We start from the raw sequence: 15,292 nt of genomic DNA on the forward strand, positions 1-15,292 counted from the left end.
TCTTGACGGCTCACTGGCAAAAATGAATCCGGGAGAGAGTGCCATGACTGCAGCGCCGCAACAACCGATCCTCAACAACGCCCGCGCACTCATCTGCGGGATCGCGAACGAACACTCTATTGCTTATGGGTGCGCCAAAGCCTTCCGCGAACTGGGAGCAGAGGTCGCGATTACCTATGCCAGCGAAAAGGCGCGCCAGTTTGTCGAACCGGTGGCGCAGGAGCTTGACGCTTCCATCTTTCTGCCCCTGGATGTCACGAACCCAGCGGAAATGGACGAGTTGTTTGGGCGAATCAGCGAGCAGTGGGGAAGACTCGACATTCTGGTGCATTCGATCGCCTGGGCGCCGAAAGACGCTTTGCAGGGAGGCCTGCTCAATTGTTCGGCCGAAGGCTTTGCCAAGGCCATGGATGTGTCCTGCCACTCCTTCGTACGCATGGCGCGGCTGGCGGCGCCCCTGATGAGCGATGGTGGCACCATGTTCACCATGAGCTACCACGGCGCCAACAAGGTGGTGCCGAACTACAACGTCATGGGTCCGGTGAAGGCCGCCCTGGAAGCCGTGTCACGCTACCTCGCGTACGAGTTGGGCCCGCGCGGCATCCGCGTGCATGCGATCTCGCCAGGGCCACTGCAGACGCGCGCTGCATCCGGACTAAAGGGCTTCGATCTGATGCTCGCTGACGCCGTGGAACGCGCTCCACTTGGCGAGTTGGTCGACATCATGGATGTCGGGTACACCTGCGCCTTCCTGGCTACGACCTACGCCAGGCGGCTATCGGGCGAAACGCTGTATGTGGATGGCGGCGTCAATATCATGGCATGACGCCAGCAAGTACCCCGTTGACTTGGCGGGAGGCAAAAAGGCGGCGTTCGATGCCTGTGACGCCTGCCTTAGGCGGCCGCCATCGATTCAACGAACTCGCTTTCTTTCCTTACAACAACGTTGCCATGCAAGACAAGTCTGAAGCGACAAACTTTGTGCCGTTCAATGTATCCCTGTGCAATGAACGAGAAGTGCTAGTGCGCGAGATTACCGGAGATGACAAGGCCGGCCTGTTGGCGGCGTTCAACAAGCTTTCGGCAGATGCGCGTTACGCGAGATTCATGGCTGCCATGCAGCAGTTGCCGGAGGCGATGCTCGAACAAGCGACGCATCCCTCGGTTGAGCGCGAGTTCGCACTGGTGGCAATTGCCACGGAAAACAAGGTGTCGTCTATTGTGGGTGGTGCGCGCTACGCCGCCGCACCGGGCAGCGATACCTGCGAGTTTGCGGTAACGGTAGACGATGACTGGCATAGGCTTGGCTTGGCCCGCCGACTGCTGGGCACTCTGATCGACATCGCTCGGAGCCGCGGCTTTCGATGCATGGAAGGATATGTCTTATCGTCGAATACCGGCATGCGGCGACTGGCCAAACGTTTTGGATTTTCCGACTTAGCATGTCCAGACGACGCCACGCTACGCGTGGTGACCCTTGCGCTGCAAGACAGGGAGCGTAAATGCTAGGTGCAGGCGTCTTGCTGCAATGTCCTCCATTTTGACCTGATCCAGCAAAAATCTGTGCCACGCGTCCGGCGGCTTATCCGGGGCGGTGACATAGCGGGCGCCAAGCAGTCGGGCCAGAGCGTCGAATTGGCATGATCACGAGCGGTTCATCGGGCGTCGTTCGGCTGCATGTTCACCAGAAGCCAAGTACCTTCCACCAAACACTCCCGATCACGGCGAAGATCAGCAGGTCCACCACGCACATCACAAAACCGACGCGCCATCAGGTTCCCATCGTCTTCTTCACGCCGCGGGAGATCAGGATGGCCACCACGTCATCCTGAAGGTCATGCCGATCGGGGTTATGGCGATGATGGCCATCGTGGTCCTCTCGTTCGCAACGATTGTTGTCAGAACGATGGCTCGTTGTCGCAGGTGACCTCGATCTCGTCCAAGGGGGCGGTCGCCGATGCGCTGACCGCCTTCGACAGTCCGCTAATCTGGTTGCCCTCTGGCACAGGCAGCAGCAGGGTGATCAGCACGACCGTCGTGATCAGGGCGGGGCCCAGTCGTGGACGATCGCTTGGAATTCACGCGATTGCACTGGCGATCCCGCAGTGGATGGCATCATTGCAGAGTCTGCCCCGGCTTCACACCGACGCCAGCGGTGATCACGATGATGTCCGCGTCCTGCGCGTTCTCGTAATCACCGGCATAGAAGCGTGTCCCTTGAATGCAAACAGGGCCGGGCCGCCCACCCGCCGACCAGAGGAACGCGACCGACACCACTCCAAACGGGCATGGTTCCCTAACGTCTTCCACCGCCACCTCGTCCGCCGCCAAAGCCACCGCCGAAGCCACCGCCGAAGCCGCCAGCGCGGCCGGAGCCTGAACGCAGGCTCGCGCTTCCGCAATTGACGTCACGCTGCACGGCGCTGCCGCCACTGCCCACGCCCTGGAAGCCAGGGTCCCGGCCCCCGTAGCATCGCGCCCGCGAAAGTTGTTGCGGCCCGCCGCATCGGCCGTGCTCCTGCCGTATCTCTCCCGTGTTGCATTGTCGCGATAGGCAACACCCTGGCGGTGCCGCGCGTCGTGCTGCCAGCGGCCTCCCTCGAACTTGCTGGCGTAGGCAATGGCCCCGCCCAGGCCGATGCCCCATGCGATGCCTCCGACGAAGGCATCGCCGGGGTAGTAGGGCGCGTAGGGCGGCCAGTAGTAGTAGTACGGGTAGCCCGCATAGCCCCAGCCGCCGTAGACGATCGCCGGGTCATACACCGGCACATAGATCACCTGGGGATCCGCCGGCTCGATGCCCACGATGGTCTGCTGCGCGGCTTCGCCGGAGGTTGCTGTTTCCACGGTCACGGTCTGCTGCGGCCCCAACTTGAGGTGACTGGCTTGCTGGGCGCGCACACGCAGGCGTTGCACGGCATTGAACACCTCCTTCTGCTGGGCCAGGAATGCATCCCCCAGTTTCTGGGTCCAGTCCAGCTTGTCGCCCGTTGGCGCAAGGATCTGCGGAAACGCCACTAGCGACTTTACGCTGACGTCCCAGGACTCGTTCTGTACCGCCTTGACTGCGTCGTCACCCTTGAGGTTCGGATGGGCCTTGCTCCAGCGCGCGGCGAGGGCGACTTCCAGCGGGTAGGTGGAGGCCATCTGGACCTGTGACAGCAGCGGATCGGGATAGAGCGCGATCCGGTTACCGCGGCATTTTTGATCAGGATGTCGATGTTGCCGATGTCGCCGATGTCGCCGAGGCGAAGCGGGCGGCCTATGTCATTCGCAGCCTGGGCGTGACGATGGGGGCAAGAGCGGATCAAAACCGAAACACCGCTCCGAGCATGGGACCCTTAAAGGTGAGCCGTTGTATCAGCTCGCCTCCCTTCACTTCATAGGTCAGGTAGCGGTAGGATAAGTGGATATCGCCCCACTTTGCCGCATACGCCGCCCCGGCGGACGCTTGCAGCGTGTAGCTGGAAGACCCGATCCCGACGTCGACGTAATACGGCACGTACCACCTGCCATTGCTGCTCAGGTTGAAGCGACCGCGCACACCGAAGATCGCGTCCACGAGGTTTTCCGTTTGCGAGACACTGCCTTGCTGCGCCAGCGTCGCGCCCTGCTGCGTGAACGTTGCGGATAGCGTCCAATGCGCGCTCGCACTCAGGTTCAGATAGCGCAGGCCTCCGAACGGCTCAATATTGCCCCATGGCGCGCGTAACGCCTTGTAGCCTGCGGCAAGCTGGAGCATCCCCCCAGTCATGCTGCTGCCCACATCGGTCGCTACGTCGCGGGGCACGATGATGCGGGCGCCATTGCCCGCCGTCACCGATTTGAGTGTGGTGTCCTGGCGATTGAAGTCGAGGTAGATCGCATCCCCGAAGATCGACCAGTTGCCCTTTCTGGCCTCAGCCTGCAGCATCAGCAGGAACTGTAGGTTCTGGAGATAGCTGTCCGGCCCCGTGCCGATGTCGAGATTGCCGCCGCCGGTCGATGACGATCCGGAAAAGCGAAAGTCTCCACTGACGTTGGGCAGCCAAAGGTATGGCGCAATGGCAAATTGCCAGCTATCGCTATCGGTCGGACCAGGCAGATCGGGTGGTGCAGCCTGCGCCGATCCAGCTGCCGCCGCGAGGAAAAAGGTGATTAGATACCCGGCCGCGCCGGTCGCAAAGCGTTGACACCTGCCTTCGCCTGCGCTGAGCCGACCTGCGGTCTGAGCTGTTTCCATGGCTATGTTCCCCCAATCATCCATTGCGCAATGCATGTGCCGGCGAGAGAATGACAACGCAGAGTTGCGACGATAACCTTTTCGTGCGCTAGTTTTGGGGCTTGCCGGCTCCCAGTGCTGCCCGTTTTTTGTCGCTGACGGCCTTGATCTGTGCAACGAAAGATCGGAGTTGAAAGTATCAAGGCTTTGTACTAGTCGGATGGAAGGGAATTCCCCTTCGTTGGTTGTGATGCGGCTTCGACACGCCATCATGGCACTTCCGAACCAGCTGGCGGCTTGCGCCGCGACCTCGGGACGGGGAAGTCCCCTCCATTCGATGATGCCTTGCCGGTCTCCCCGCGCATTCAGAACCTGTGCCGGACGCCTAAGGCGACGCCGAACATGTTGCTCTGCCCGTTGCCGAGGACATAGCTGTTACCTAGCGACAGGCTGTTGGCATAGAAGGTCGCGAGCGACTCGAGCATCAACCCGGCGTTCTTAGCATAGGCCGTGGTCAGGTAGACATCGGTGCGCTTGGACAGTGAGTAGTCGGCCACGAAGGAGATCTGCCACGGGTTGGCTACACTCGTGTTGCCGTAAAGGTTCTTGAGGTCGTCGTAGTTGTACTCGAGCGTGAGCGCGAGTGCCGGTGTGACCTGGTAGTTGGCCCCGATCCAGTAGAAGTCATCGCGCTGGATCAGGACATCGGCCGCGTTCTTGTTCTGGCCCCAGCGGTAGCCTCCCATGATCTTGGCGGGGCCGAACGCATAGCTGGCGCCTACCACGGCCTTCTTGATGATGCCGGTGCCGGTGCCGATTGTGGGATTCCACTGGTCATAGCCGGCCGTCGCGGCGAACGGGCCGAACGTGTAAACCAGTGCCCCGCCATAGGCGGTGTCTCGCCGGAACTGCCCCGGGACTTCGCCATTGCCGCCGATCGGGATGGGGAACCCTACCGAGGCGGGCAGGGCCACCCCGGCGCCGAAGGACCAGTGCGCGAGTGCCGTCAGCCCCCCGAACTTCCCGGTGTACTTGATGGTGTTGTCCTCGCGGTAGTTGGGGCCGGACTGCATGACGACCGGCTCATACTGCGTGGCATAGGCGGTTGGAGAGAAGTTGGCCAGGGCCTCGAACATCGAGGTGTACTGCCGACCGAGGCTGACCTGCCCGAAGCGGTCGCTCTGGACGCCCACGAAAGCCTGGCGGCCGAACAGGCGGCCGCTTTGCTGCGACAGGCCGGTATCGAGGCCGAAGCCGCTTTCCAGCACGAAGATAGCTTTGATGCCGCTGCCCAGGTCCTCGTTGCCGCGCAGGCCCCAGCGCGAGCCGGAAAGTCCGCCGGAAGTCAGTCGGTAGGCATCGTTGCCCGGTCCCGGGTTGAATCCGTTGGCGGCCGTCGGCACGACGCCCGCGTGGTTGACATATTCCAAGTTGGCGTCGATCACGCCGTACAGCGTGACGCTTGACTGCGCAAGGGTTGCCATCGGCCATCCCAGCAGAGTCGCCATGGCCATCCTTTTCAGTGACATGGTGTTCTCCTCTCTTTCTCTTTTTTGCTTTGGGTGGCCCAGCCACAACTTCATTCTTTGCATGACTGACCTTGCAACATGCTGCCGGGCAGCCTGTTCGAGCTTAGGAGCGAAGCCCGTTTCCCGCCAGCAACCGATGACCGGAAACCGCGGGAAACACGCAGTGGTGTCGGCTATTTAAGACAGTCGACGCCAAGAGCCGGCTGCCACTGCCTTCGAACTTCCCCCATGCGCCTGAACGACTTCGAGCGCGACGACCGACAGCGACTTCACCGGCTGGAGAACCGAATCCGGGAAGAGGGCTGCCGTGCTTGGCTTTTGGGGAACAGAAGACGACCGATGCGTCCCGGAATGCGTGGAACGAGTCGTGCTCACGGAGCTGCTGCGGCCTGCTTCGGAGGCCGTACCCAGGGGGTAAGCTTTGATTTCGGTGCCGGCCGGACGTCTTCTCCGACCGGTTCAGCGTTTTCGACGGGGAACTGCGTCGGCTTGGGGATCCTGAGGCAACTCTTCCCCGTGGCTGCTGGCGTCAGCGACCTCCGGCGTTGCATCGTCGCCGGGAATCGACGCTGCCGGTTCGACATGGGACGGAAGTTTTTCGAGGCGCCCTTTGACCAGCAGAGCGTCTCGGGGTCTGCAGAGTCAAGATGATACGGACTGCATAAGCTCGTCGTCCTCGTCTAGTCCATTAGATGCCACTCAGATCGAAGCGCAACATCGGTACAAATTATTGGACGTACATCGTCCAGCGACTAGAAAAAGTGATGCGTTTGACTTCGTCCTTGCTATTTGCATCATGGCTGGTGGTCGGATGCAACACCCGCCAATTCCGCCCGGCAAGCCGGTCGACATTCTCACAGCATTGACGCAAGTGGCCGACGATCTGTGTACGTTAGAAAGAACCTTGCGGGACGAAATCAGCAAGGAGGCGCGGCCATCGATTCGATCGCCATTGAGCTCAATCTCTCCGTTGACGGTGCAAGGAATCCGCAGGTCGCCGTTGCACCCCACATTCCGTTCATGCCGACCGTGAGCTATGGACATATCATCACCACCACCAATGGCAGCAGGCTTACGCTTTCAATGAAGAATCTCAGTTCCATGACAGGCGCATTGCCCGCTTGATGCGATTGGGCAGAACTTACCCGGGCCGGGATGCATCCCTGGTCTTTGACGCCGACGAAATTCGGGGAGCATACGTGCTTGCCAAGAAGGCACGCCCGAAGACACCGGTCACACTCAATCAGATGATTCGGCTGGTCGCTTCCTTGGATGGATTCCTTGGGCGCAAGAGCGATGGCGAGCCTGGCGCTAAGACGATCTGGATCGGCATGCAGCGAACCATGGACGCCGCGCTCACCATTCAAGCACTGCGGGATGAGTCATGTTCTGTATAAGGAAATGGGCTAAGCGGCGGCGGCATGAAGGAACAGGTCACGAAGCAGATTTTCGACAAGATTCTCGCCCAAGGCAAATCGATGTTGTGAGCATGAGTGTCTGTGCCTCATTGCTTCTGTCTGTCGCGCGGGCGTGGGGGTCGCTAAATCGGGAAGGTTAGACGGTGGCCTACCTCGTCGCTTTGATCAACGTCAAGTCTAGGGTCTAGGTGGGGGCGGCCTTGACGGGGCAACGCGCAGCGGTTGTTGAGGGGCCTGGCTTAAGAAAGCCATAAGAATTCGGCGGCATCATGGCAATCAAGGAGTTGCCATGATACTAGCGCCAAGATCCATAGCCTTTCTTCGATCCATCGCCGCTGCGATGGGATTGCTTAGTACTGCCATCAGCAGGAGTGCGCGGCCTGCCACGTGCCCTACCCACCCGGGATGCTGCCATCTCGTTCCTGGCTGCGTTTGATGAATAGCCTGCCGCACCGCTATGGCACGGATGCCTTGCTTGAGGCTGCAACAGTAAAGGGGCTTGCGGGATGGCTCACTGAAAACGCTGGCATCTACAGGGCCGCTCGCGAAATGCCACCAGAAGACCCTATCACCCATACTGGCTGGTTTATCCGAAAGCACGATGAGATCCCTTCATCGATCCGGCTTCGCCCGGTGGTGAAGACTGCGGCCAACTGTACCGCATGCCTCGCGCGCGCTGATCAAGGAGACTTCAATGAGCACTACGTCCGCATCCGCCGTTAATCCCGACACAGCTGGGCAGGGAATCCGCAGGATCCTCGTCTGGGACGCTCCAGTCCGCGTTTTCCACTGGCTCATGGTGCTCAGTTTTGCCGGGGCTTACCTTACCGCTGAGAGTGAGCGCTGGCGGGTAGTGCATGTAACGCTGGGCTACACCATGGCAGGCTTGGTGGTCTTTCGCCTTCTGTGGGGGCTCTTTGGCTCCCGGCATGCCCGCTTCGCAAACTTCGTCCGCGGCCCCAGGCAGGTGAAGGCCTATCTCCGAGGACTGCTGTGCGGGGCGCCCGAGCACTATGCGGGCCATAACCCGGCCGGTGCGCTTGCCATCATAGCGCTGCTGGGGCTAGGGCTCGTCGTCACCGCTTCGGGCTGGTTAACCTATAACGATATGGTCGGCCACTGGGTCGAAGACATTCACGAAGCGGCAGCCAATTTCATGCTGGGGATTGTCGGCGTTCACGTCGCCGGCGTGTTGATTGCCAGTTGGTTGCATCGCGAAAACCAGGTGGGTGCCATGGTGACGGGGCGCAAGCCCGGTAGGCCGGATGACGGCATTCGCAGGGCCTGGCGCAGCGTCGCCGTCCTGATGCTCCTGACGGTGCTGACGTTCTGGTGGCTGCAGTGGAACGGCGTTCAGCCCGGCGCTGGCTTCTCCTTCTCCGAGCGCTCCGCGGTCCCGGCGAGGGGCGGCGATCACGATAACGATTAAGCGCTATCCCATGAGAGACTATTAACCATGCGCATCCTGCTTGCCGAAGACGACTCGCTGATAGGAGAAGGCCTAAGAGCCGGGCTGCGGCAGCTCGGCTTTCATGTGGACTGGGTGCGCGACGGCGAAGCCGCAGAGCGCGAGTTGCGCGCTCATCCCTACGCGGCTGCAGTGCTCGATCTTGGTCTGCCGCTGAAAGATGGCATGGATGTCCTGATTGAGGTCCGGCGGGCCGGCAGCGCCGTGCCTGTCCTCGTGCTGACCGCGCGCGACGCAGTGCCGGATCGTATCCGGGGGCTCAATATTGGGGCTGACGACTATGTCATCAAGCCGGTGGATCTGCATGAACTAGCCGCGCGGTTGCGCGCGCTGATACGCCGCGCACACGGCCAGCCACAGGAGCGCCTGCGCATAAGAGACGTCGTTCTCGATCCGGCCGCCAGAACCGTGCAGCTAGAGGGCGAGTCTGTCGCGCTGTCCGCTCGCGAGTTCGACCTCCTGCATGTGCTGATGCTACATGCCGACCAGGTACTTTCACGTGAGCAGCTCGAGCAGCATTTGTATAGCTGGGGGCGAGAAGTGGAAAGTAATGCAATCGAAGTGCACATTCACAATCTGCGCCGAAAGCTTGGGGCTGCTTTGATCCATACGGTGCGCGGCGTTGGCTACATCCTTCCACGCGATTCCAAAAAATGAATAATGGGCCACCTACTTCGCTGCAAGGCCGGCTGGTCACGCTGGTCCTCGCCGTGGTGGTAACTGTATGGCTGGCCACTGCGGCGATGACCTGGTTCGACGCTCGGCACGAACTCGACGAATTGCTTGATAGCCACCTGGCTCAGGCCGCTGCGTTACTGGTGGTGCAGCAAACGCATGAGATGCATGAGATAGATAGGGACGGCGAGGGCATCGACGCGCCCAGCCTCCACCGATACGCTCCAAAAGTCGCATTTCAGGTTTTTCACGAAGGGCGTCTCGCGCTTCGATCTGCTAACGCGCCGGCGGTGGCGCTGGTCGAACGAGACAAGGGCTTCAAGACGGGATTTGCGACGGTGCAGATTGCAGGCCTCACGTGGCGCGTTTTCGCTACGCATGGGGGAGAGCGGGACGTACAGGTCTACGTGGGCGAGCAAGCGAGTTCGCGGGCTTCAATTCTCTGGGCTGTGCTGCACAGTACGTTGTGGCCGATGGCCCTGGCGCTGCCATTGCTGGCGCTGGCGGTCTGGTGGGCGGTGTACCAGGGCGTCAAACCGATGCGGCGACTCGGGCGTGCACTTGCGGAACGCCCTGCGCAAGCGCTGCACCCGGTAAGGGTTGAAGGCATCACCTCCGAAATGGTGCCCATGGTGAATGCGCTGAACGGCCTGTTCGAGCGCATTGGTACGCTGTTGGAGTCGGAACGTCGCTTCACCGCAGACGCTGCGCATGAACTGCGTACACCGATTGCGGCAATCCGCGTGCAAGCGCAGGTAGCGTTGGGCGAGACCGACGATGCTTTGCGAAGAGACGCGCTTCGGCGCACGTTGGACGGTTGCGACCGCGCTACACGACTGGTGGAGCAGTTGCTTACCTTGTCGAGGCTGGAAGCCAACGCAACCCCCACCTTGGCAGAAGTCGACCTGCGGACACTGGTTCAGCAGGTGGTGGCCGAACTGGCACCGAGGGCGATTGGCAAGAATCAGAGTCTAGAGTTCGAAGCCACCGAACCCTGCAGCCTTCCCGGCAACGAGGCGCTGTTGGTCGCCCTGGCTCGTAATCTGGTCGACAACGCGCTGAGATATAGTCCGCCCTTTGCGCGGGTGAGGGTGAGCGTGCTGCAGCACGCCGGGCGAGTTGAGTTGCTTGTTGAAGACAGCGGACCCGGTCTCGCTGAGACCGACTCCCGCAGACTTGGGGAGCGGTTCTTTCGGGTTCCTGGTAGCGGCGAGAGCGGCAGCGGGCTCGGCTGGTCGATCGTACGACGCATTGCGGCAGTTCACCAGTTGGAAATTGAGGTCAATCGGTCGGCGGCATTGGGCGGACTCGCAGTTCACGTCAGTGGCCAGGGCGGTCGCCAAACCGGTTGAGAGTGCTTCTCTGGTCTTTATGCGTTGTGACCAGCATGGAATGAACAGGACGCACCCGGTGTCCGGGGCCAAATCGTAGGGGTGGGCGTCTGCAAGCACATGTCATGGGGGGTTGATCTGCATCAAGGGCGGGTCCGGCGTCCGATGTAGCTTCAACGATAGCAGTTGGGAATGTTCAAGGCGTTAGTGCGAAGGTGCTGGCCTCTTGTTGGCGCAACTAGCGCGGGAGACGGAATGCAAATCGAAAAAAATACATGGTCACTTAGAGTGGAAATGTATGTCGCCGTGAGGAGCAACGCAGTTACTTCCTGATCTCCCGCTAGCCATTCTGGCAGTACGCGCTCGCGCTCTGGGTCAAGGCGCGTCGAATGTTTTCATCCTGTACTGGAGTCAGGAATGTTTCATCCTAAAAGTCTTGTCGTTGGCACGCTTGTCGCATCGACACTGTTTGCCCATAGCCTCGCGTGCGCGCAAGCCTTGGTCCTGTCCGCCGCCCAGATCCAGTCGCTCGGTGTGCGATTCAGCCCGGTGAGCGCAGCAGCCCAGCTCGAAATCGGCGCCAGCGGACGCGTGGTGCTCAAGCCCGATGCGCAGTACGTGGTGGCCGCGCCGTACCCCGGAATGGTCTCGCGCGTGCTAGTGGCAATCGGCCAGCCGGTGCGCGCCGGCCAGCCGCTGGCCACCTTTGCCAGCCCGCAACTGTTCGAAGCCGGACGTGCGCTGACCGAGGCGCGCTCGCAAGCAAACCTGGCACGGCAGGCGCTGGCGCGGGACCGCAGCTTGCATGACGACGGTATTATTTCAGGCAGCCGCTGGCAGGCCACACAAGCGCGCGCCACGGAGGCGGCCGCCACGGTGCGCGCACGCGAGGCCGAAATGGCTGCTACGGGCATCGTATTCTCCGGTGGCTCAGGCGAGCCCCAATTGGTCGCAGGCCGGGCGGGCCTGATCGCAGAGGTGAATGCCATGCCCGGCACGCGCGTGGACGGGGCGGCGCCGTTGTTTCACGTTGTCGATCCGACCGCGCTGGAGCTGGACTTGCTTGTTGGCCGCGACATGCCAGCCCCGACTGGCGGCGAGCGCGTTGAAGTCCGCCAGCGCGGCGCCACCGGCCAGGTGGCCGGCGTAGTGCCGGTTAGCGACGGCACTGCAGCCGTGCGCGTGCGCGCCGTGCTGGACAAGCGCGGCAGCCTGCAGGCTGGCGAAAGCGTCAATGCAATCGTGCACTTGCGCGGAACGCCAGACGCCACTGGCGCAGGCCGCGTGGGGGTACCCCCCACCGCACTGACATACTGGCGCGGCATGCCCGGTGTGTTCGTGGCAACCAAGACTGGCGTCCGCTACCAGGCTGTGGTGATCGAGGCCGTGAACGAGGCCGGGGCGACCGTCCGTGGCGCGCTGCCGGCAGGCACACGCGTGGCGGTTGCCGGCGTGGGCGCGCTCAAGGGCATGTTGGCGGGGGCTCAGTGATGCTGGCCAGCCTAGTTGAATTCTCCCTGCGCCAGCGGGCGCTGGTGCTGATCGCTGCCTGCGTGCTGGCGGCGGCCGGGGCGTGGGCTTACACGAATCTGCCAATCGATGCGTTTCCGGATATCTCACCGACTCAGGTCAAGGTCATCTTGAAGATTCCCGGCATGACGCCGGAGGAAGTCGAGCAACGCGTGTCCACGCCGATCGAGCAAGAGTTGCTCGGCATCCCCCGCAAGACCATCGTGCGCTCTGTGTCCAAGTACGGCATCAGCGACGTGACGGTCGATTTCGAGGAGGGCGTGGATACCTACTGGGCCCGCCAGCAGGTGTCCGAGCGGCTCGCCGGCCTGCTGCGCGACCTGCCGGCCAACGCCGTCGGCGGGATGGCACCCATCACCACGCCGCTGGGCGAGATGTTCATGTTCACGGTCGAGGGCGATGCATTCTCCCTTGCAGAACGCCGACGGGTGCTCGACTGGGTGATCCGCCCAGCGCTGCGCACGGTGCCCGGCGTGGCGGATGTCAACGCACTGGGCGGCGAGGTGCGCAGCTTTGAGGTGATTCCCGACCCCGCACGGCTACGTGCCAGAGCGGTTACGCTGGAGCAATTACGCCAGGCACTCGACACGAACAACCGCAATGACGGTGCCGGGCGGGTGGTGCAGGGCGACGAGAACTGGGTGGTGCGCGTGGAAGGCGGTGTGCGCGGCGTGGAAGACTTGAGGCGGATTGCAGTTGCTTCGTCCTCTGCTTCACCCATTTCAGGAAGCGGCATGCCTGTAGTAACCGTGGGTGATGTGGCCACTGTCAGGCTCGGCGTAGCCACGCGCAACGGCGCGGTCAGCAAGGACGGTCGCGGTGAGGCGGTGCAAGGCCTGGTATTGGGCCTGCGTGGCGCCGATGCCCGCCAGCTAGTCACCGCCGTGCAAGCCCGGCTGGACGCGCTCCACCCGCAATTGCCCCAGGGCATGTCCACCCATGTGTTCTACAACCGCGGCGAGCTGGTTACGCGTGCCGCCAGCACGGTGGTGCACGCGCTGATCGAAGCCAGCCTGCTGGTGGTTGTGACGCTGTACCTGTTCCTCGGCGGCGTGCGCGCGGCGCTGGTGGTGGCAGCCACATTACCGCTATCGATGCTGGCGACCTTTCTGCTGATGCGCTACGTGGGCCTGACTGCCAACCTGATGAGCCTCGGCGGCTTGGCGATTGCGCTGGGGATGCTGGTGGACGCGTCGGTGGTAGTGGTGGAGGGCATTGAGTCTGCACTGGCGCGCTCGTACGGGCACAAGAGCGATCCGTCGCTGCGCGGCGCGGTGATCCGCCATGCTGTGGCCGGCGTGGCTGTGCCGATGTTGGCCGGGGTCTCGATCATCGCTATCGTGTTCCTGCCGCTATTGTCGTTAGAGGGCCTGGAGGGCAAGCTCTTCGTGCCGGTGGCACTGACCATCGTGCTGGCACTGGCGTCTTCGGTGCTGATCGCGTTCACCGTGGTGCCAGCGCTGGCATCGCTGCTGCTACGCGCCCATGCCGACGAGGCGCCTTATGTGATGCGCAAGGTCGCCAGCGGATTCGCTCGCCTGCAGGACTGGAGCACCGGGCACCGTCGCACGGTATTCGCCGCGGCGGGGGTGGCTCTGGTTTTGGCTGTGGCGCTGTATCTGTCGGTGGGCAAGACCTTCATGCCCACCATGGATGAAGGCGACTTGATCGTGCAGTTGCAGAAGGCGCCCTCGGTGTCACTGGGGACCTCGGTGGACCTGGATCTGAGGGTGCAGCAGGCGCTGATGGCAGAGGTGCCGGAGATCCGCTCGATCGTGGCACGCTCCGGCTCGGACGATCTCGGGCTCGACCCGATGGGGCTGAACGAAACCGACACCTTCCTCGTGCTCAAGGGCAAGGACCAGTGGCGCGGCAGCAAGGAAGACATCGCCATTGCCATTCGCCGCGTCATGGAGCGCTTCCCGGGCGTGGTGTACGGCTTCACGCAGCCGATCGAGATGCGTGTCTCGGAAATGTTGACGGGCACACGCGGTGACGTGGCGATCAAGGTGTTCGGCACTGATCTCGGTGCCATCGATACCGCTGCGCAGGCCATCGCCGCACGCGTGCGCAAAGTCCCCGGCGCCGCCGAAGTGATAGCGCCCAGCAACGAGGGCGTGCAGTATCTCACGCTTGCGCTGGACCGCGCCGCTGTCGGCCGCGCCGGGCTTTCCGGCGATGCGCTGCAGGCGTTGCTGCGCGCGCAAGTGGAGGGCGAGCGGATCGGTATCGTGCCGGAGGGCACGGTGCGCACCCCGCTGATCCTGCGGGGCGGCGAGAGCCTGCGTCAGATGCCTGAAACCTTCACGAGCCTGCAAGTGACGGCACCCGATGGCAAAGTGTGGCCATTGACCTCGCTGGCGCAGGTGCAGCGCGTGGAGGGCCCTGTACGGATCAATCATGAGGACGGCGAGCGATTCGCGGTAATCCAGGTCAGCGTGGAAGGGCGAGATCTGACCGGCTTCGTGCAGGAGGGGCAAGCTGCGGTTGCGGGCCTTGCCAGCCTGACCAAGGGCTTGCGTATAGTCTGGGGCGGGCAGTTCGAAAACCAGCAACGTGCGGCCGCGCGTCTCGCGTTGGTGGTGCCGCTGGCGCTGGGTGCCATCTTCCTGCTGCTTATGTTGACCTTCCGCTCGGTCCGCCAGGCGGTGCTGGTGATCGCGAACATTCCCTTCGCCCTGGTGGGAGGTATCGCCGCGCTGCGGCTGGCAGGTGAATACCTCTCAGTGCCGGCCTCGGTCGGCTTTATCGCGTTGCTGGGCATTGCGGTGCTCAATGGTGTGGTGCTGGTCTCGCATTTCAATACCTTGCTGGAGGAAGGGCGACCGGTGGCCGAGGCCGTGCGTACGGGCGTGCGGGATCGCTTGCGGCCAGTCTTGATGACCGCCTGCATCACCGCGCTGGGCATGATCCCGTTGCTGCTGGCAAGCGGTCCGGGCTCGGAGATCCAGCGCCCCTTGGCCATCGTTGTCTCGGGAGGACTGGTTAGCTCGACCGCACTGACCTTGCTGCTGTTGCCGCTTCTGTTCGAGCGATTCGGTGTGGCGCGTTCGCGCCAGGAAAGTCGAGCCCGCATGGAACAAGGGGAGACGCAATGAATAGCGTGAAGAAAAACACGATACGCACGCTTGTCGCGGCTA

Annotated in this window: 10 protein-coding genes and 3 pseudogenes; 10 read left to right on the forward strand and 3 right to left on the reverse strand. The window is 62.4% G+C overall.

All coding sequences use genetic code 11. The features are described from left to right. Positions 1 to 43: 43 nt before the first annotated feature. The 3 genes and pseudogenes from fabI to KB879_RS40650 all read left to right on the forward strand — a co-directional run. A complete protein-coding gene (fabI, locus tag KB879_RS36985) occupies positions 44 to 826 on the forward strand; it encodes an enoyl-ACP reductase FabI (protein WP_013959529.1) in 783 nt (260 codons plus the stop codon). A gap of 125 nt (positions 827 to 951) precedes the next feature. Continuing rightward, positions 952 to 1,509 (forward strand): GNAT family N-acetyltransferase, encoded by a 558-nt coding sequence (locus KB879_RS36990; protein WP_211984521.1) that lies wholly within the window; start codon positions 952 to 954, stop codon positions 1,507 to 1,509. 313 nt (positions 1,510 to 1,822) lie between these two features. Continuing rightward, a pseudogene (locus KB879_RS40650) lies at positions 1,823 to 2,094 on the forward strand (hypothetical protein); the annotation flags it as partial. Positions 2,095 to 2,296: 202 nt separating this feature from the next. Here the strand turns inward: KB879_RS40650 and KB879_RS36995 are convergent. The 3 genes and pseudogenes from KB879_RS36995 to KB879_RS37005 all read right to left on the reverse strand — a co-directional run bounded on the left by KB879_RS36995 (position 2,297) and on the right by KB879_RS37005 (position 5,730). Then, a pseudogene (locus KB879_RS36995) lies at positions 2,297 to 3,147 on the reverse strand (DUF3300 domain-containing protein). A 160-nt stretch (positions 3,148 to 3,307) separates the two neighbouring features. Then, positions 3,308 to 4,222: a hypothetical protein gene (locus KB879_RS37000; protein WP_211982843.1), complete on the reverse strand. Its 915-nt coding sequence runs from the start codon at positions 4,220 to 4,222 to the stop codon at positions 3,308 to 3,310. Positions 4,223 to 4,566: 344 nt separating this feature from the next. Then, on the reverse strand, positions 4,567 to 5,730 hold the full coding sequence (locus tag KB879_RS37005) for a porin (RefSeq protein WP_211982844.1): 1,164 nt from the start codon (positions 5,728 to 5,730) through the stop codon (positions 4,567 to 4,569). 1,109 nt (positions 5,731 to 6,839) lie between these two features. On the opposite strand from KB879_RS37005, the pseudogene KB879_RS37010 reads away from it, so the two are divergent. The 7 genes and pseudogenes from KB879_RS37010 to KB879_RS37045 form a co-directional block, all read left to right on the forward strand. Beyond that, positions 6,840 to 7,127, forward strand: a pseudogene (locus KB879_RS37010) (IS4 family transposase); the annotation flags it as partial. 426 nt (positions 7,128 to 7,553) lie between these two features. Continuing rightward, positions 7,554 to 7,871, forward strand: a complete 318-nt coding sequence (locus KB879_RS40655; RefSeq protein WP_371827479.1) for a hypothetical protein — start codon at positions 7,554 to 7,556, stop codon at positions 7,869 to 7,871. Then, positions 7,843 to 8,577, forward strand: coding sequence for a cytochrome b/b6 domain-containing protein (locus KB879_RS37025; protein WP_211982846.1), 735 nt, complete (start codon positions 7,843 to 7,845; stop codon positions 8,575 to 8,577). The genes KB879_RS40655 and KB879_RS37025 overlap by 29 nt, the downstream gene beginning before the upstream one ends. Positions 8,578 to 8,604: 27 nt before the next feature. Beyond that, complete coding sequence (locus tag KB879_RS37030) at positions 8,605 to 9,273, forward strand: winged helix-turn-helix domain-containing protein (RefSeq protein WP_211982848.1); 669 nt, start codon at positions 8,605 to 8,607, stop codon at positions 9,271 to 9,273. Beyond that, on the forward strand, positions 9,270 to 10,643 hold the full coding sequence (locus KB879_RS37035; protein ID WP_211982850.1) for an ATP-binding protein: 1,374 nt from the start codon (positions 9,270 to 9,272) through the stop codon (positions 10,641 to 10,643). The genes KB879_RS37030 and KB879_RS37035 overlap by 4 nt, the downstream gene beginning before the upstream one ends. Before the next feature lie 396 nt (positions 10,644 to 11,039). Continuing rightward, the gene (locus tag KB879_RS37040; protein WP_211982852.1) at positions 11,040 to 12,113 is read left to right on the forward strand and encodes an efflux RND transporter periplasmic adaptor subunit; all 1,074 of its coding nucleotides are present in this window, start codon (positions 11,040 to 11,042) and stop codon (positions 12,111 to 12,113) included. Further along, the gene (locus tag KB879_RS37045) at positions 12,113 to 15,250 is read left to right on the forward strand and encodes an efflux RND transporter permease subunit (RefSeq protein WP_211982854.1); all 3,138 of its coding nucleotides are present in this window, start codon (positions 12,113 to 12,115) and stop codon (positions 15,248 to 15,250) included. The genes KB879_RS37040 and KB879_RS37045 overlap by 1 nt, the downstream gene beginning before the upstream one ends. Positions 15,251 to 15,292 lie beyond the last annotated feature (42 nt).

It is taken from the genome of Cupriavidus sp. KK10, assembly GCF_018223725.1.
GTDB classification, from domain to species: Bacteria; Pseudomonadota; Gammaproteobacteria; order Burkholderiales; family Burkholderiaceae; genus Cupriavidus; species Cupriavidus necator.

Coding starts and splice junctions, on each gene's coding strand:
- fabI (WP_013959529.1), top strand. CDS start 44: ATGACTGCAGCGCCGCAACAACCGATCCTCAACAACGCCCGCGCACTC.
- KB879_RS36990 (WP_211984521.1), top strand. CDS start 952: ATGCAAGACAAGTCTGAAGCGACAAACTTTGTGCCGTTCAATGTATCC.
- KB879_RS37000 (WP_211982843.1), bottom strand. CDS start 4,222: ATGGAAACAGCTCAGACCGCAGGTCGGCTCAGCGCAGGCGAAGGCAGG.
- KB879_RS37005 (WP_211982844.1), bottom strand. CDS start 5,730: ATGTCACTGAAAAGGATGGCCATGGCGACTCTGCTGGGATGGCCGATG.
- KB879_RS40655 (WP_371827479.1), top strand. CDS start 7,554: ATGCTGCCATCTCGTTCCTGGCTGCGTTTGATGAATAGCCTGCCGCAC.
- KB879_RS37025 (WP_211982846.1), top strand. CDS start 7,843: ATGAGCACTACGTCCGCATCCGCCGTTAATCCCGACACAGCTGGGCAG.
- KB879_RS37030 (WP_211982848.1), top strand. CDS start 8,605: ATGCGCATCCTGCTTGCCGAAGACGACTCGCTGATAGGAGAAGGCCTA.
- KB879_RS37035 (WP_211982850.1), top strand. CDS start 9,270: ATGAATAATGGGCCACCTACTTCGCTGCAAGGCCGGCTGGTCACGCTG.
- KB879_RS37040 (WP_211982852.1), top strand. CDS start 11,040: ATGTTTCATCCTAAAAGTCTTGTCGTTGGCACGCTTGTCGCATCGACA.
- KB879_RS37045 (WP_211982854.1), top strand. CDS start 12,113: ATGCTGGCCAGCCTAGTTGAATTCTCCCTGCGCCAGCGGGCGCTGGTG.